The organism is Gimibacter soli (assembly GCF_028463845.1).
GTDB classification, from domain to species: domain Bacteria; phylum Pseudomonadota; class Alphaproteobacteria; order Sphingomonadales; family Kordiimonadaceae; genus Gimibacter; species Gimibacter soli.
Genome location: NZ_CP116805.1, coordinates 2029516 through 2046299, shown reverse-complemented (window position 1 = coordinate 2046299; position 16784 = coordinate 2029516). Strand labels below are relative to the sequence as shown.

Here is a 16784-nt window from a genome sequence, read left to right as displayed (position 1 = left end):
GCCGCCTGACTGAATTCCGTCACCCCGGACCTGATCCGGGGTCCATGCCGGCTGCATGCGTCGCCGGATGCCGGGTCAAGCCCGGCATGACGGGTAAGTTTCAGAAGCCCATCATGTTCCGCGTGGATTTGGGCAGGCGCACGGTGATGCCGTCCAGATCATCCACCAGCTCCACCTGACAGCCGAGCCGCGAGGTGGAGCTAAGCCCGGGCGCGAGGTCGAGCATCTCTTCTTCCTCGTGGGACGCCTCAGGCAGTTTCCCGTACCAGGCCTTGTCGATGATCATGTGGCAGGTCGAACAGGCCATGTTGCCTTCGCAAGCGCCTTCAACATCAAGCCCTGCCCCTTGCGCCACCTTCAACAGCGTATCGCCCGCCTCGCCCTCGGCTTCGAGTATGCTGTTGTCCGGGCGGATGAAGGTAAGGCGGATCATGGGCGGCCTTTCAGCTTAGTGATGGTGTTGACGAGCGTATCGGCGGCAAAATCCACTTCCTCGTCGGTCGTGAAGCGGCCGATGCCGATCCGGAGCGCAGCCTTGGCTTCCGCCCCTGTCCGCCCGATAGCTGCAAGCACATAGGAAGGCCCGCTGACCGCCGAGGCGCAAGCCGCCCCGGAGGACAGCGCGAGCGGCGAAAGCTCGGCCAGCAGCAGGGCCCCGTCCACGCCCGGTACGCTGAGATTGAGGTTCCCAACCCAGCGGTTCTCTGCGTGCCCGTTCAGAATCAGACCTGGCAACGCTTCCCAAAGCCGCGCTTTCAGCCGGGCCATCAGGGTTGCAAGCCGGCCTTCTTCCTGCGCCATTTCCTCGGCCGCAATCGCTGCAGCCTTGCCGAAGCCCGCGACCAATGCCGGCGCCTGCGTGCCGGAGCGATAGCCACTCTCCTGCCCGCCACCGGACATGAAAGGCCGAAGCGCCACGCGGCGCTCATCACGGCGATACAGCGCCCCCACGCCCTTGGGGCCGTATATCTTGTGCCCGGAAAGGCTCATCAGATCGATGCCGAGCGCATCGACATCCAGCGGGATCTTGCCGAAGGCCTGCGCCGCATCTGTGTGGAAGATCGCCCCGTGACGCTTGGCGATTGCCCCAATTTCCTTCAAGGGCTGGACCACGCCGATCTCGTTATTGACCGCCATGACACTGACAATCGCCGTGCGTTCGTTCACGGCGGCCTCCAGTTCGTCCATCCGCACGAGGCCGTCGCCGTCCACCCCCACGACAGTAAGCTCGGCGCCATGCCGGGCGCACCAAGCCGCACTTTCGAGGACGCATTTGTGCTCGGTCGCGACCGTCACAAGGCCCGGCCGCTTGTGGCCCCAGGCTTCCATAACGCCCTTCAGCGCCATGTTGTTGGCCTCGGTCGCACCCGACGTGAAGATGATTTCCTTGTCGCGCGCACCAATCAGGCCAGCGACTTGCCCGCGTGCCACATCAAGGGCGGCTTCGCCTTCCCAGCCGTAACGGTGGGTGGCGGAATGCGGATTGCCGAAACGGTCGGTCAGATAGGGCATCATGGCGGCCAGCACGCGCTCGTCCATCGGCGTTGTCGCCTGATAGTCGAGATACACTGGCTGCTTCATGCCGCCCGCCCCACAGTGCGGTCGTAAAGTGCTTTCCAAGCCTCAATGGCGCGGTGAATATCCTCGTCGGTGGTGCCGTAACCGAGCGACACGCGGATCGAGCATTCGGCGTCTGCTGCCGGTTCGCCCATGGCGCCCAGCACATGGCTGACCTTCACCTTGCCGGACGAACAGGCCGAGCCTGAGGAAATGCAGACGCCAGCGAGATCGAAATGCATCACCTGCGTTTCGCCGCGCACGCCGGGCATGATGATGCAGCTGGTGTTCGGCAGCCGGTCAGCTGCCGCCCCCACCACGCGGGCAAGATTGCCGTGGGTCGCCACTGCCGCCTCAAACCTGTCGCGCAGGGTCTTCAGGCGGGGCATATCACCCAGCCCGTCCATCGCCGCAAGCGCTGCAACCCCGAAGCCGACGATGCCAGCCACATTCTCGGTGCCCGAGCGCCGCCCCAGTTCCTGCCCACCACCGGCGATCAGCGGCGCCAGCGGTGCGGTCGGCGCACAGACGATGGCCCCCACACCCTGCGGCCCGCCAACCTTGTGGGCGGAAAGAGTGAGGTAATCAACGCCAAGCGCCTTGAAATCGATATCAATCTTGCCTGCCGCCTGCACGGCATCAGTATGGACGCGTGCACCCGCCGCCTTGGCGAGGCTTGCCACCTCCGCCACCGGCTGCAGGGTGCCGACTTCGTTGTTGGCGAGCATCACGGACACGAGCGCCGGCTTCGGGGCTTCCGCCAGAAGCTTTTCAAGGGCCGCAAGATCAATCCGGCCATCAGCCGCAACCGGCAGGCTGAACACCGGCACACTGGCGAGCTTTGCCGCCGCCAGCACGCAGTCATGCTCCACCGCCGAGACGATCAGGCTTTTCGCGCCCGTCATGCGGATCACAGCATTTGAGGATTCGGTGCCGCCCCCGGTGAAGACCACATCCCGTGCCCGTGCATTCACAAGGGCGGCCACCTGCGTGCGGGCGGTTTCCACCCGGCGGCGCGCTTCGCGGCCTGCCTGATGCACGGAAGACGGGTTACCAACATGCGCCATCGATTCGGCCATTGCCGAGATAACCTCGGGCCGGATCGGCGCTGTCGCGTTATAATCAAGATAGGCCAAGCTCTTCATACGCTTCAAATAGGGGCAATCCGTGGGCCGTTCAACGCAATTTTGGGTGACACGAGCCACCATGCTTGCAGCGGGGGCTACAGATTCGCTATAGGGAAAGGCAACAAGCCGCATCCCGCACAAGCTCTTATTCGAAGTCGAGAATATGCCCGAGATTATTTTCAACGGTCCGGCCGGTCGCCTTGAAGGCCGCTACCAGCCCGGCAAGTCCGACACCGCCCCGGTTGCCCTGATCCTGCATCCGCATCCGCAATATGGCGGCACCATGGACAACAAGGCCACCTACTATCTGTATCATGCCTTTGCGCATCGCGGTTTCGCGACCCTGCGTTTCAACTTCCGTGGCGTCGGCCGCAGCCAGGGCGAGTTCGACCAGGGCAACGGCGAGCTTTCGGATGCCGCGTCGGCGCTGGACTGGCTGCAGTCGATGAATGCGAATTCGACCGGCACCTGGATCGCCGGCATTTCGTTTGGCGCCTGGATCGCCATGCAGCTCCTGATGCGCCGCCCGGAAATCCAGGGGTTCATCTCGGTTGCGCCGCCGGCGAACCTCTACGACTTCTCGTTCCTTGCACCCTGCCCGTCTTCAGGCCTGATCGTGCAGGCGGAAGACGACGACCTCGTCACGCCGATCTCGATCGTGAAGCTCGTCGAAAAGCTGAAAGCGCAGAAGTCGATCACCATCGATCATGAGACGATCAAGGGCGCCAACCATTTCTTCGAGAATGAACTGGCCCAGCTGATGACCTCGGTGAACAATTACCTGACGAAACGGCTGACCAGCGGTCGCTGAGCCAACGCGCAGGCACTAACGAAAACCCCGGCTTTCGCCGGGGTTTTTCTTTGTCAGCGGATCGTATGCGGCTCGTGATAGACGCCGCCCGGCGTGGGCGCATTGCAGCCGGTGGTGGACGGCAGGCTGAGCGGCAAGCCACGCAGCGACCGCACGGCGAGGAAGGCGAAGGCCTCCGCCTCCAGCGCGCCACCACGCCAGCCCAGCACTTCCACAGGATCGACCGTTACCGGCATGCGGCGGCGCAGGCGGCGCATCAGCGTGGTGTTCAGGCGCCCGCCCCCGCAGATATACCAGGCATCCGGCGGCGACGGGAAATGGCTCTGCGAGGAGACAATCGTTTCCACCACGAAATCGGTGAGCGTGGAGGCGCCGTCTTCGACCGACAGGCCCCGCACCGTCTGGATATTGAAATCATCACGGTCCAGCGTCTTTGGCGGCATTTCATCGAAGAAAGGCGACGCCATAAGGCCGGAGAGCACTTCATCATGCGTCAGCCCACGCGAGGAGAGCGCGCCGTCTTCGTCAAATGGCTTGCCGGTGTGCAGCATCGTCCAGTCATCGAGCATGGCATTGCCCGGCCCGGTGTCGAACGCCATGATGGCGGGGGCTTCGGGGTTTTCTGCGAAGGATACCCACGTCACATTCGCCACACCGCCCAGATTGAGGATTGCGACCGTCTGGTGGCGGCGTTCGCGCGACAGGAGCGCCGCGTGATAGAGCGGCACCAGGGGCGCGCCCTGCCCGCCCGCATCCATATCAGCCGTGCGAAAATCATTCACAACCGGAATACCGGTGCGCCCGGCGAGCCGCCCGCCGTCGCCGATCTGCCATGTCCAGCCACGCTCGGGCCGGTGGGTCAGCGTCTGGCCGTGGAAGCCGATCACATCGATCTGTGTCGGGTGCAGGTTGTTGACGGAGAGAAGATCGAAAACCGCCTCGGCATGAAGGTCGGTCAGCTCGCGTTCCAGCATCGCAAGGCCGGGTGCCGAGATATCCTTTGTCTGCGAGGTCGCAGCCACGCTCAGCCCGTCCCGCAGGCGCGACCGCACGGCATTTGAATAGGGCTTGATCAGCGAAGGGCCAAGGCGTTCGACGCGGACACCATCCGTATAGACAAGCGCCGCATCGATCCCGTCCATCGAGGTGCCGCTCATCAGACCGACGGCCATTTTGATTTCCGCCGGTTCACCGAAAAATGTCATGACTGAAGAACTCCCCGAGGACACGCCGAATATGCGGCTAAAACCTTTGCCTTTCAGCCACCCTATGCTACATCAGCCCGACCTTGGAAACGAATTTTTGCAAGCGGACCCTTGATCTCATGAGTGCTTCCCATATCGACTTTCTTCGCATCCTTAAGGAACGCGGCTTCGTTCATCAGATCACTGATGAGGCGGCCCTTGCCGACCAGCTGAAGAAAGGCCCGATCACGGCCTATATCGGGTTCGATTGCACGGCGCCCTCGCTGCATGTGGGCAGCCTTGTCCAGATCATGATGCTGCGCTGGCTACAAAAAACCGGCAACAAGCCGATCGTCCTGATGGGCGGCGGCACCACACGGATCGGCGACCCGACCGGCCGCGACGAAAGCCGCAAGATGCTGACGGACGCCGATATCAACGCCAACATGGATGGCATTCGCTCGATCTTCAGCCAGTTCCTGACCTTCGGCGACACCGGCTCGGACGCCATCATGGTGAATAACGACGACTGGCTCTCTAAGCTTTCCTACATTGAAATGCTGCGCGATGTCGGCACCCACTTCACGATCAATCGGATGCTCACCTTCGATAGCGTGAAGCTGCGGCTTGAGCGTGAGCAGCCGATGACCTTCCTCGAATTCAACTACATGATCCTGCAGGCCTATGACTTCATGGAACTGCACCGCCGCCACAAGTGCGTGCTGCAGATGGGCGGCTCGGACCAGTGGGGCAATATCGTGAACGGCATGGAACTGACCCGCCGTACGGACGGCGCGCATGTCATTGGCCTCACCACGCCGCTTGTCACCCTTGCCGACGGCAAGAAGATGGGCAAAACCGCCGCTGGCGCCGTTTGGCTCAATGAAGCGCAGCTGCCGGCTTATGATTACTGGCAATTCTGGCGCAATACGCAGGATGCCGACGTTGGCAAGTTCCTGCGCCTCTTCACCGAGCTGCCGATGGATGAAGTCGCGCGCCTTGAAGCGCTTGGCGGATCGGAAATCAACCATGCCAAGGCCGTGCTCGCCAACGAGGCCACCACGCTTTGCCGTGGCCGTGCCGCTGCCGAAGCCGCCGAAGCCACAGCCCGCGAAGTGTTCGAAAAAGGTGGTGCCGGTGAAGACCTGCCGACCATCAGTGTGAAAGCGGGCACGAGCCTTGTGGACGCCCTTGTCGGCCTTGGCCTCGCCAGCTCCAAGGGCGATGCGCGCCGCCAGATTCAGCAGGGCGCGGTGAAGGTGAACAACAATGCAGTCAGCGATGTTGATGCCGTGATCGACGCTGGCACCGAACTGATCGACGGCAAGATCAAGCTTTCGAAGGGCAAGAAGAACCACGGTCTTCTCTCCCTCGAAGGTTAGGCTCTTAACCTATTCAGCTTGGGTTTCGGAACCGGTCGGCGCCTCGGGCGTTTCGGCCGGTTCTTCGTTTCCACTGTCCGGCTTTTCTTCTTCGGCTGCTTCCTGATCCGGCAAATCCTCGACCGGGGCTTCTTCCACCTTCGGCGCCTCACCTTCGGCGGCAGGTGGTGCATCTGGTGTCTTGACGGTCGCGACCTTGCCCTTGGCGCCTTCGAAGAAGAAGCGCAGGAAGCCGGGTGCAAGGCCGGATAGTGCATTCACGGAGACTTCCGGATTATCGGTCATGCCCTTCACCCGGTAGGTGATGCCGATGACGCCCTTGCCTTCGCCGCCGGTCAGGATCGCACCGATCAGCGGGATTTTGCCGACTACTGCATTGATGCCATAGGCGGGCACGATTACGCCGTTCACATTCACCTTCTTCTGGATCGCATCCACCTGGCCCGCTAGCGTCACGCCAAGCGAGGCGCCGTTGGCTTTCAGGTCGTCGATATCCAGAAGCCCGTGACGCAGGCGGAATTTCATATTGATCTGGTCAAGCGGAATACCATCGTCGCCAAGCTGCTTGTCGAGCGCCGGCATGGTGCCTTTCTGAACGGCTGGATCAAGCTTGGCGGTCGGCACCATCAACGATTTGGCGATCTTCGCCTCGCCGTCCAGGCGCAGGGTGCGGCCCCAGCCGCTTGTCTCGCCGGAAAGATCAAGCGCGCCGCCATCAAGATGGCTGAAATAGCCAAGGCCGCGTACGAAGGCACCGCCATCTGCGGCCTTCAGCCGGATTGTATTGTCGCCGTTGACGTCCGCGCTGATCGTCAGCCCGACATCGCCGCCCGAAAGGATCGCCGTCAGGTCGGTCGCGGTCGGGGCGCCGTTCAGGAACAATGTATCAAGCTGCAGGTCCTGCAGCGTTTCACCGTTCAGGAGGTCAACCCGGTCTGCATGCAGGCTGAGGTCAATGGTTGGTGTCGGCTCCCCTTCTGCCGCCTGCACGGCTGGTGACACCGGCTCGTCTTCAAGGTCTGACCCGAGGAAACCTGAAAGGTCGAGCCGCTCGGCGGCGACTTCAACCCGGTAGGGCTGGTCACCCGCCGTGCGCACCACAATGCCACTCAACCGGTTGTTATCAAGCGCGCGAGCATCGAAGCTGAGTTCGAAACGGCCCGTATCCGGCGCACCCCAGATAAAGAGCGCATCGGCATCGATCCCATCGCCCTTCAACGACATCGGCGCCACCCGCGTACTGCCGTCAGCTTCAAATTCGATAAGCCCGGCGGCCGTTGCCTTCACGCCCGCTGCCTTCGCCCATGCAAGTTCAGGCACCATCACGCGCGTCGCCGTCACGTCTGCCTTGAAGCTGCCTTTGGTGAATTTGAAATTGCGGCCGGTGAAGCTGGCATCCGCGCGCATGTCGCCATTGATATAGGTATCGAAATTCAATCCGAAGGCCTTGAGGCCGTTGTGATCCAGCCGACCCGACAGTTCGACAAGGGTGGTTTCCGCCTCGGCGTCCTTGCGGCCAGCCGCGAAATCTTCCTTCCAGTGCAGGCGCATCGGCACACCGTTGAAGCGTGCGTCGCCCGCTACGTCGATCCGGTCGTTATCAAGTTCCAGCCGCAAGGCGCCATTGCGGATGCCCTCGCCGCCGAGGAGATCGGAAACCCGCGCATCCGTTATATCCGCCGCCACGTCATAGCGAACAGCGTCGGCGGGCATATCCTTGATAAGCGGCACCTTGATGCTGGCGAAAAGCTCGGCCTCGCCGCCAAGCCGGGCGAGATCGATGCCGATACGATCCGCCACGCGCACCGGCGGTGGCGTCACAAGGGCGAGGATTTGATCAACCCCGCCTTTCACACGAATATCGAACTGACCCTTTGCGCCATTCTTAACATCAATGTCGGTCAGCAGCACGCGCGACCCATAAAGCGGCATATCCATGATCACGCCGCGGTCGATGGCGATATCAAGCCTGTCTTCGGTGAGGAGCCCGCGTCCGCTGATCGAGGAAACCGGCGCCATATCGTTCAGATAGCTGGTCGTCACATCGTCGAGGCTGAAGGAAAGCGCCAGATAGTGCTTGTCGAACAAACCGCCGCTGCCATCCGGCAGCATATAGAATTCGAACTTGCCGCGCCTTGCCGTGCCCTTCGAGATATGCTCTTTCACCCAAACACGAGCGCCGCGTTCATTGCCTTCCTCATCGACCTTGATCGGCCAATAGGACAGCACTTCGGGGATCGTCGCCTCGTCGATGGTCGCATTCATTTGAACGCCCGGCGTGTCGCTGGCGTCCACCCAATAGACAAGCCCGTCGCCCTTCACGACGCGCTTGCCAGCGGCAACTTCCACCTTTTCAATCTCGAAAGCCTTTTCGTCCGGCTGCCAGTAGGCGCGGATTTCGCCGTAGGGCACCGGCGAGCCATCGGGGAAAGCGGTTACGTGTGAAAGGCGCCCATCACCAAGGCTGACTTCAACATCAGCGGATTCAAGCCCGATGGCAGTCGATAGGCTGAGGCTCGCCTGCACATCGACCGGCAGATCGAAATAGGAAACGACTTCCGGCGCTTCCATATGGCGCGCGAGTTCAGCCGGCACCAGCTTCCCGACGCGCACCATCAGGTCGAGCGTCTCGTCTTCAGGATAGCTTGTGGCGGTAATGCCAAGTGACGCCGGCATGTCGCCAATCGCAAGATCACCACGGATATCGAAATCCAGCCGCCGGCCATCCTGCCCGAAGGTAATGCGGGAAATCATCAGGTCCGTGGCGGCGCGGGTTTCATTCCCTGCAATGGTCAGATGAAGCTGGCGAAATTCGACCGAACTGAGGTCGGAAATATCCTTCATCAACTGGCTGGCAAGGCCGGAGACGATATGGGTGAAAGGGCCTGCAAGGTCGGGCCGGACCGGGCGGCCATCGGCCATCAGGTCCTTGAACGGATTGGGGCCGTTTTGCTGACCCATCAGCGCATCAAGCTTTTCGAAATGCACGTTTGGCCTGTCGAGCCGCACGGTCGCGATCCCGATATTGCCAAGAAGCGTGCTGCGGCTGAGGCCCACAGCCATTTCCGGGATACGGATACGCCCGCGTGCGGCACCATCATCGATTGCGACGCCTTTCATCTCCACCCAAGGCCGCACGCCGCGCCAGTCCCAGCCGACCTCGGCGCTGTCGTACTTGATGTGCCATCCGGGCAGGAGGGATTCGACGCGAGCCTCGATCATCCCGCGCGCAAAGCCAAGATCGATCGGCGCGATCACCAACCGTGCCGTCACAAGGCACGCGATCACGACAACGAGTGTTACGGCCCAAACGAGCGCCCTGCCTGCGAACATACAGGAACGGATCAGCATCGGATGCTCATCTTGGGGTGATCAGGAACTCTGCCGATAGCCACTTTGCTTGATTTCATCGGTCCAACACGAAAGACTGGCGGGACACGTCCCCTTCTGCCATGGGTTAGAGCATGACCGCCTGTCACAGTCCATATCCCAATCCCCATGATACAGCAAATACGGACGAAATCTGGGCAATCCTTTGTGAAGTCGCGGCAGAGAATGGTGATCCCCTGCCCGCGAACCGCGCACTCGCTGATGCTGTGTTCGGTAACAGCCCGTTCCTCGCCACCACCGCCCGTCGCCGCCCTGCCACCGCGATCCGGGTTCTGGCCGAAGGGCCGGACGCCTGCCTCGCCAGCGTTTTCGCAGTACTGGATGCAGACAGGCTGGAGGGCGAGAATACCGCAAGCCTGATGGCGGTGTTGCGGCAGGCAAAGGCAGATGTGGCGCTGATCACAGCTTTTGCCGACGTGAGCGGCGAATGGCCGCTTTTAAAGGTCACTGCTGCCCTCAGCGATTTTGCCTCCAAAGCGCTCGACCTCGCGGTCGCCCACCTGCTGGAAATCCGCATGCGGGCGGGTGAACTCGGATGGCCGCGTGGCGAGCCCGAATCCGTCAGCCCGCGCCTGTCGGCGGGCACCGGCTTTTTTGTCCTTGGCATGGGCAAGCTTGGCGCCGGCGAGCTAAACTATTCATCCGACATTGACCTCATCCTGTTCTACGAGCCCGAAGCGATCAGCTACACCGGCCGCAAAACGCTGGGCGACTGTTATGTCCGCCTCGCCCGGGACCTGATCGAGATGATGGAGAAGCGCACCGGCGACGGTTATGTCTTCCGGACCGACCTGCGTCTTCGACCTGATCCTGCCTCCAACCCGCTCGCCATGACGGTGGGGGCCGCCGAGGTTTACTATCATTCGATGGCCGTCAACTGGGAACGCTCCGCCATGATCAAGGCGGCGACAGTGGCGGGAGACCGGCAGGCGGGTGCCGATTTCCTTGCCTCGCTTTCAAGCTGGATCTGGCGCCGCACCATCGATTTCGCCGCCCTTGCCGACATTGCCGCGATCAAGAACCAGATCAACCGGCACTATGGCCAGCAGGAGCTCTCGTTCGAGGGCTATAATGTGAAGCTCGGGCAAGGCGGCATCCGCGAGGTGGAGTTTTATACGCAGGTCCATCAGCTGCTGTTTGCCGGGCGGCATCCGTCGCTGATCCTGCGCGGCACACTCGAAGCACTGGATGCGCTGGTGGCGGAGGAGCTCATTGAGCCCGAAATCAGGGATACCCTTGCCGCAGCCTACATTTTCCTGCGCACGCTTGAGCATCGCATCCAGATGGTCAATGACGATCAGACCCACGAGATACCGACCGAGCCGGACGATATCGCGCGCCTTGCCACCTTCTGCGGGTTCGCGAGCCCTGCCGAGCTCAAGGACGCCCTTTTCGATCACACCCGCGCCGTGAAGGCCATCTATGATGCCTTCCTGCCGCAAAGCGCCGACGACGAAGACGCCCGCACCAAACCCGAAGCCATCGAGGCAACGCTGACCGAGCTTGGCTACAGCGATGTGCCGAGCATAGCCGCGATCATCGATGGCTGGCGCCGGGGCCGATACCGTGCACTCAAGAATGACCGTTCGAAAAACCTGATGAAGAAGCTGCTGCCCCGGCTTGTCGATGCCTTTGCAGCGACCGACGCGCCGTCGGCAGCCCTCACCCGTTTCGACCAGTTCATCGAACAACTACCGGCGGGTGTGCAGCTTTTCTCGCTTCTCGATGCCAACCCCTCGCTTTTCAAGCTGCTGGCCCGCGTGATGGGGCTGGCGCCCGCACTCGCTGAAACGCTCGCCAAAAAGCCTTCCCTCTGGGATGCGGTGCTTGATCCCGATTTCTTCATGCCGGTGGAGGAAGAAGACGAGCTTGCCGCCATCCTCAAATCTATGCTCCGGCGCGCCAAGGATTATCAGGATATCCTCGATATCGCCCGGCGCTTTGTGGCGGACTATCGCTTCCGCATCGGCGTGCACGGCCTTGAAGGCATCGCCGGCGTCGAGGAATGCGCCCACGCCCTTGCCCGTGTTGCCGATGTAACGCTTAAGGCGCTGGTGCCGGCAGTATCCGAGGAATTCGCCCGCCGCCACGGACATTTCCCCGGCGGCAGCCTTGCCGTGCTTGCCATGGGCAAATATGGCGGCGGCGCGCTGACCCAAACTTCCGACCTTGATATCGTGTTCCTGTATGACGTGCCGGACATGAATGCGCAGTCAGACGGCGACCGCCCCCTGATGCCGAGCCAGTATTTCTCGCGCCTCTGCCAGAATATCATCACGGCAATTACGGCACTGACGCCCGAAGGCCGACTGTTCGAGGTCGACACGCGCCTGCGCCCCTCGGGTAACCAGGGGCCGATTGTCGTCACACTCAAGACTTTCTCGGACTATTATACCGAAGCCGCCTGGACATGGGAGCATATGGCCCTGACCCGCGCGCGGGTGGTGATCGCCTCAGACGCTTTCGGCAAGGCTATAACAAGCACCATTCACGGTGTGCTGACCGCCCCCCGCGACGGTATCGCCCTCAAGGCTGCTGTTGCCGACATGCGGCTGCGGCTCGCCAAGGAGTTCGGCACCGTGAACCTCTACTCGGTGAAGCATGTGCGCGGCGGCCTCGTCGATATCGAGTTTATCGGCCAGTATCTGATGCTGCGCGAAGGGGCACGCCACACCGGCGTTTTCATACCCGAACTGATGGCAGCCTTCGACCGGCTCACCGATTGCGGCGCGCTTGATGCTGCAGACGCCGCCACACTGAAGGATGCCTATGTGCTGCAGCATCATCTGCAATCGATCTTCCGGCTGTGCCTTGGCAAATCGCCGGCGGATGACGCCGAAATCTCCGCAGGTTTGCGTGATATTCTCACCACGGCCCTCGGCATTCCCTGCTTCGATGATCTGAAGGCGAGCCTCGCACGTACCCAGGCGGCGGTTTACGCCCTCTATCAGTCCATGCTAGGGGACGACCGCAACGACACGGAAAATGATCAGAGGAACGCGACATGAGCCTGAAACCCGGCGACATTGCCCCCGATTTCACCCTGCCCGGCGGTGACGGCACCGATATCACCCTTTCCGCCTTCGCGGGCAAACCGGTGGTCGTTTATTTCTACCCGAAAGACGACACGCCGGGCTGCACCACGGAAGCCATCGATTTCAGCGCCCGCATCGCCGATTTCGCGGCGCTTGGCTGCACTGTCATCGGCATCTCGAAAGACACGGCAGCAAAGCATGCCAAGTTTGCTGCCAAACATGACCTGAAAGTTCAGCTTGCAGCCGATGTGGACGGCAAGGTGATCGAGGCCTGGGGCGTGTGGATCGAGAAGAAGCTTTATGGCCGCGCCTATATGGGCATCGAACGCGCCACCTTCCTTCTGGACGGCGACCGCAAGGTCCGTGAAGTGTGGCATTCGGTGAAGGTGAAAGGCCATGCCGACGCTGTGCTTGAAACCGCGAAGGCGCTTGCCTGATCCATCATGCGCCAACCAGACTGGCAAACCATCGGCGAAGCAGCCGTCGCTGTATTGACGACCGCCGGCGCCGCCGAAAAGGCCGCCACTGCCCGCGCGGCGGCAGCTGCCTGGCGCGCCGGATCTCTTGCAGCGACCTACGATACGCCGCCACCGGATCGCCCTGCCCGTCCGGCAAGGCCCGAACTGCTGCTGCCCGCCGACATGCCGAAACGCCGCAAGGCGGGTACGGCTGACAATCGCCGCGCGCTCATCCATGCGGTTGCGCATATCGAGCTGAATGCCATCGATCTCGCCTTCGATATCGTCGCCCGTTTTGGCGGCGAGATGCCGCGTGCCTTCACCGATGACTGGATCGGGGTAGGCGACGATGAAGCCCGGCATTTCGGCCTGCTGTCGGCTCGCCTCGCGGCCCTTGATTGTACCTATGGTGACCTGCCCGCCCACGACGGCCTGTGGCAAGCCGCCACCGCCACCGCGCACGATATCGCCGCGCGGCTTGCTGTTGTGCCCATGGTACTGGAAGCGCGGGGGCTGGATGTCACCCCGCAGATGATCGACCGCTTCGCCCGGCTTGGCGACGCAGAATCAGCGGCAGCGCTGCAAACGATCTATGACGAGGAAGTCGGCCATGTGGAGGCGGGCTCTCGCTGGTTCCATCACCTGTGCGCCATCGAGGGCGCCGAGCCTGAAGAAAAGTTCCAGTCTCTGGTTCGCACCTATTTCAAAGGCCTTCTGAAGCGCCCCTTCAACCGACCGGCCCGCGATTCTGCAGGACTGCCCTTCAGCTTCTACGATCCCCTCGCGGACATGTTACTTTGAACGCCTCACCGCATTAGGGGTTGACTCAGCCCCCCTCGAGTCGCTGGAATGCGCCGTGGCTTGCGCCAGATGTGCGGGGGGAAACCAGTGCAGACAGGTGCCAAGGGAAGAAAAGACCCGAAAAAGGGTCTCTCGAAACGGGGCTAAAGGCTTGAACGCACTGAAAAAACTTTTTGCACGCCTTGACGGCTTGCGGCTCAGGCACTTTCCTGAGCGGCAACTGTTTTTGCGCAGCGAAGGCCGTGTGCGATTCCTTACCATCGGCAGTTACACCCAAGTGGCCCTTTCCGGGCTGCTTCTTCTATTTGTACTGTGGGGCCTCGTTGCAACCATCGCGTACGTGAGCCGCGATCTCACGCTTGACGCCAAGAATCGCACCATCAAGGTCATGTCCGCCAATATGCAAAGCGTGACGGAAGACCTGTCGACCCTCGAGAATGATGTTGAACGCCGCGCCGCCAAGCTTGAGCGCCGCCAGCAATATCTCGAGGAAATCGTCGACCAGATCGCCCCGCCCCGTCCGGAAGCTGAAGGCACCGCCGAAAGCCCCGCGAGCGAGGAAGCCGAAAAGTCGGCGGGCGACAAGACAGCGACACTGGCACCATCCGTATTCGAAGCGCCGGCTGAGGCCGAAGGGCCGGTTACCGGCTTCCTGCGCGAAATCTTCAACACTGGTGACGCCTACGCGTCGCTGCCAGATGCCGCCGAATCGCGCTCCGATGCGCTGACAGCGCGCTTTGCGGAAATGGACCTCCGCCAGCGCAGCGTTGCCCGGTCGCTTGCACTTGCGCTCGACTCCAAGATGGAAAGCCTTGATGCAATCCTGAAGCCCACCAAACTGACGAGCGAGCAACTGGCCCCCAAGGGCCGCTCGCTTTGGCATCCGGCCACGTACCTGACGAACAAGCTGCCCGGCAGCGAATTCGGCATGGAATATGAAGACCCCGCCTTCGTCGGACTGAAGGAAAAGTGGGACCAGTATCAGAATCTTCTGGTGCTCCTTGAGGCCTTCCCGGCCGCTGAACCTGCCGCCGACTATTATGTTTCCAGCCGTTTCGGCAGCCGCCGCGACCCCTTCTCCAACAAATGGAAAAGCCACAAGGGGCTTGATCTCGCTGGCTGGCCGGGCACCGCAATCTATGCCACAGGCGCCGGCAAGGTGATCAAGTCTGGCAAATGGGGCCCCTATGGCAATATGATCGAAATCGACCATGGCAATGGGCTCAGAACCCGTTATGGTCATATGCGCCGGTTGCGCGTCTCTGTGGGTGAGACTGTCGCGGCGGGGCAGCAAATCGGAGACATGGGACGCACCGGCCGTGCAACCAGTTCCCACCTCCATTATGAAATCTGGCAGGGGGACCGGATCCTGGACCCCATGCCCTTCCTGAAAGTGGCAGCGGATGTTCGACATTTCCAAAGAAAACAAGAAAGGACCGATGGCTAGCGTCAGCGGCCCGTCTACCCCTTCCATCCTTTCCGCCGATGTGACAATCGAAGGCAATGTGACCGTGAACGGCGAACTGCAGCTTGATGGCACCATCAAGGGCGATGTCGTATGCGGCGAGCTTGTGATGGGCGAGCATGGCTCGGTCACCGGCACTGTCACCGCCGACAGCGCCACCATTCGCGGCAACATCAAGGGTGAAGTGAAGGTCCGCGTGCTGCGCGTTGAAAAGTCCGCCGTCATCAACGGCGACCTTTATCAGGAAAGCCTGTCGGTCGAAGCCGGTGCCAAGCTGACCGGCCGCATTGCCGACCTTTCGACGGTCACCCGCGCCGCCGCCAAATCCGCCGCTGAATAAGCGCGAACGATCAGGCGAAAACAAAAAGCCCCGGCAGCCAGTTGGCGCCGGGGCTTTTGTATTGGAGGGCGAGACGACTTAGTCGATATCGCCAACGTCCTTGTTTTCACCATAGACGCGCGCCGCAAGGGCCGCTGCCATGAAGCGGTCAAGGTCACCGTCCAGCACGACCTGCGGCTGGCCTGATTCCTCGCCCGTGCGCAGGTCTTTCACCATCTGGTATGGCTGCAGCACATAGGAGCGGATCTGGTGGCCCCAGCCGATATCGCTTTTGGTCGCGTTCAGCGCATTGGCCGCTTCCTCACGCTTCCTCAGTTCGGCCTCATAAAGCCGGGCTTTCAGCATCGAAAGCGCGGAGGCGCGGTTCTTGTGCTGCGAGCGTTCAGCCTGGCACTGCACCACGATACCCGAAGGAATGTGAGTCATGCGCACGGCGGAATCGGTCGTGTTCACGTGCTGGCCACCGGCGCCCGAGGCGCGGTAGGTATCGACCTTCAGGTCGGATTCGACGATCTCGATATCGATATTGTCATCGATCACGGGATAGACCCAGACGGACGCGAAGCTCGTATGGCGCCGCGCGCTTGAATCGTAGGGCGAAATCCGCACCAGCCGGTGTACACCGCTTTCGGTCTTCATCCAGCCGTAGGCATCCTCGCCCTTGATCTGCAGCGTGGCAGACTTGATGCCGGCTTCCTCGCCCGGCATGTACTGGACGGTTTCCACCTTGTAGCCGCGCTTCTCGGCCCAGCGGAAATACATGCGGAACAGCATGCTCGCCCAGTCCTGCGATTCAGTGCCGCCAGCGCCCGAATGGATTTCGACATAGGTGTCATTGCCGTCAGCCTCGCCCGAAAGCAGCGCCTTGAGCTCTGCGTCCTTGGCCTTGGCCTGCAGCCCTTTCAGTGAGCCTTCGGCTTCCGCTTGCATCGCATCGTCGCCGTCCATCTCGGCAAGCTCGATCAGTTCGAGCGTGTCATTGAGGTCAGCGTCAATCGCCTTGAGGCCGGAGACGGCATCGTGGAGCTTGGTGCGCTCGCGCATCAGGGCTTGCGCTTTCTGGGGATCGTTCCAGAGATCGGGATCTTCGGCGAGGGCGTTCAGTTCCTCAAGCCGCAACAGAGCCTGATCCCAGTCAAAGATGCCTCCTCAGCAGTGCCATAGACTGCTTGAGTTGGTCGACGGTTGCCTGGGCTTCCGCGCGCATGTCAGTTCCTTATCGTTACTCGTTTGC

At 61.6% G+C, this 16784-nt stretch carries 13 protein-coding genes; 7 read left to right on the top strand and 6 right to left on the bottom strand.

What is annotated here, in order from left to right; all coding sequences use genetic code 11:
- Window positions 1-100 precede the first annotated feature (100 nt).
- Genes PH603_RS09550 through PH603_RS09540 form a run of 3 tightly spaced genes read right to left on the bottom strand, consistent with a single transcriptional unit; the run spans window position 101 to window position 2702 of the window.
- A complete protein-coding gene (locus PH603_RS09550) occupies window positions 101-433 on the bottom strand; it encodes a 2Fe-2S iron-sulfur cluster-binding protein (RefSeq protein WP_289502192.1) in 333 nt (110 codons plus the stop codon).
- Complete coding sequence (locus PH603_RS09545) at window positions 430-1581, bottom strand: cysteine desulfurase family protein (protein WP_289502190.1); 1152 nt, start codon at window positions 1579-1581, stop codon at window positions 430-432. The genes PH603_RS09550 and PH603_RS09545 overlap by 4 nt, the downstream gene beginning before the upstream one ends.
- Complete coding sequence (locus PH603_RS09540; RefSeq protein WP_289505649.1) at window positions 1578-2702, bottom strand: cysteine desulfurase family protein; 1125 nt, start codon at window positions 2700-2702, stop codon at window positions 1578-1580. Before PH603_RS09540 ends, PH603_RS09545 begins: the two co-directional genes overlap by 4 nt.
- Before the next feature lie 145 nt (window positions 2703-2847).
- On the opposite strand from PH603_RS09540, the gene PH603_RS09535 reads away from it, so the two are divergent.
- Window positions 2848-3495: an alpha/beta hydrolase gene (locus PH603_RS09535; RefSeq protein ID WP_289502189.1), complete on the top strand. Its 648-nt coding sequence runs from the start codon at window positions 2848-2850 to the stop codon at window positions 3493-3495.
- A 53-nt stretch (window positions 3496-3548) separates the two neighbouring features.
- Here the strand turns inward: PH603_RS09535 and PH603_RS09530 are convergent, their stop codons facing one another.
- The gene (locus tag PH603_RS09530; RefSeq protein WP_289502188.1) at window positions 3549-4667 is read right to left on the bottom strand and encodes an anhydro-N-acetylmuramic acid kinase; all 1119 of its coding nucleotides are present in this window, start codon (window positions 4665-4667) and stop codon (window positions 3549-3551) included.
- Between the two features lie 152 nt (window positions 4668-4819).
- On the opposite strand from PH603_RS09530, the gene tyrS reads away from it, so the two are divergent.
- The gene (tyrS, locus tag PH603_RS09525; RefSeq protein WP_289502186.1) at window positions 4820-6061 is read left to right on the top strand and encodes a tyrosine--tRNA ligase; all 1242 of its coding nucleotides are present in this window, start codon (window positions 4820-4822) and stop codon (window positions 6059-6061) included.
- Between the two features lie 9 nt (window positions 6062-6070).
- On the opposite strand, the gene PH603_RS09520 is transcribed toward tyrS, so the two are convergent.
- Window positions 6071-9412 carry a YhdP family protein gene (locus tag PH603_RS09520; RefSeq protein ID WP_289502184.1) on the bottom strand — a complete coding sequence of 1114 codons (3342 nt, stop codon included), beginning with the start codon at window positions 9410-9412 and terminating at the stop codon, window positions 6071-6073.
- Between the two features lie 113 nt (window positions 9413-9525).
- Between PH603_RS09520 and PH603_RS09515 the strand changes: the two genes are divergently transcribed.
- The 5 genes from PH603_RS09515 to PH603_RS09495 are packed head-to-tail and all read left to right on the top strand — an operon-like array spanning window position 9526 to window position 15550.
- The gene (locus PH603_RS09515; protein WP_289502183.1) at window positions 9526-12459 is read left to right on the top strand and encodes a bifunctional [glutamine synthetase] adenylyltransferase/[glutamine synthetase]-adenylyl-L-tyrosine phosphorylase; all 2934 of its coding nucleotides are present in this window, start codon (window positions 9526-9528) and stop codon (window positions 12457-12459) included.
- Window positions 12456-12923, top strand: coding sequence for a thioredoxin-dependent thiol peroxidase (gene bcp, locus PH603_RS09510; protein WP_289502182.1), 468 nt, complete (start codon window positions 12456-12458; stop codon window positions 12921-12923). Before PH603_RS09515 ends, bcp begins: the two co-directional genes overlap by 4 nt.
- 6 nt (window positions 12924-12929) lie before the next feature.
- The gene (locus tag PH603_RS09505) at window positions 12930-13745 is read left to right on the top strand and encodes a ferritin-like domain-containing protein (protein WP_289502181.1); all 816 of its coding nucleotides are present in this window, start codon (window positions 12930-12932) and stop codon (window positions 13743-13745) included.
- A gap of 55 nt (window positions 13746-13800) precedes the next feature.
- Window positions 13801-15192, top strand: coding sequence for a M23 family metallopeptidase (locus PH603_RS09500; RefSeq protein WP_353507350.1), 1392 nt, complete (start codon window positions 13801-13803; stop codon window positions 15190-15192).
- Window positions 15185-15550 (top strand): bactofilin family protein, encoded by a 366-nt coding sequence (locus tag PH603_RS09495; protein WP_289502178.1) that lies wholly within the window; start codon window positions 15185-15187, stop codon window positions 15548-15550. Before PH603_RS09500 ends, PH603_RS09495 begins: the two co-directional genes overlap by 8 nt.
- A gap of 78 nt (window positions 15551-15628) precedes the next feature.
- On the opposite strand, the gene prfB is transcribed toward PH603_RS09495, so the two are convergent.
- Window positions 15629-16757, bottom strand: a protein-coding gene (gene prfB / locus PH603_RS09490; protein ID WP_289502177.1) for a peptide chain release factor 2 whose coding sequence is annotated in 2 segments (ribosomal slippage) — window positions 15629-16687 and window positions 16689-16757 — 1128 coding nt in all. Because the reading frame shifts where the segments join, the coding sequence is not laid out codon by codon here.
- Window positions 16758-16784 lie beyond the last annotated feature (27 nt).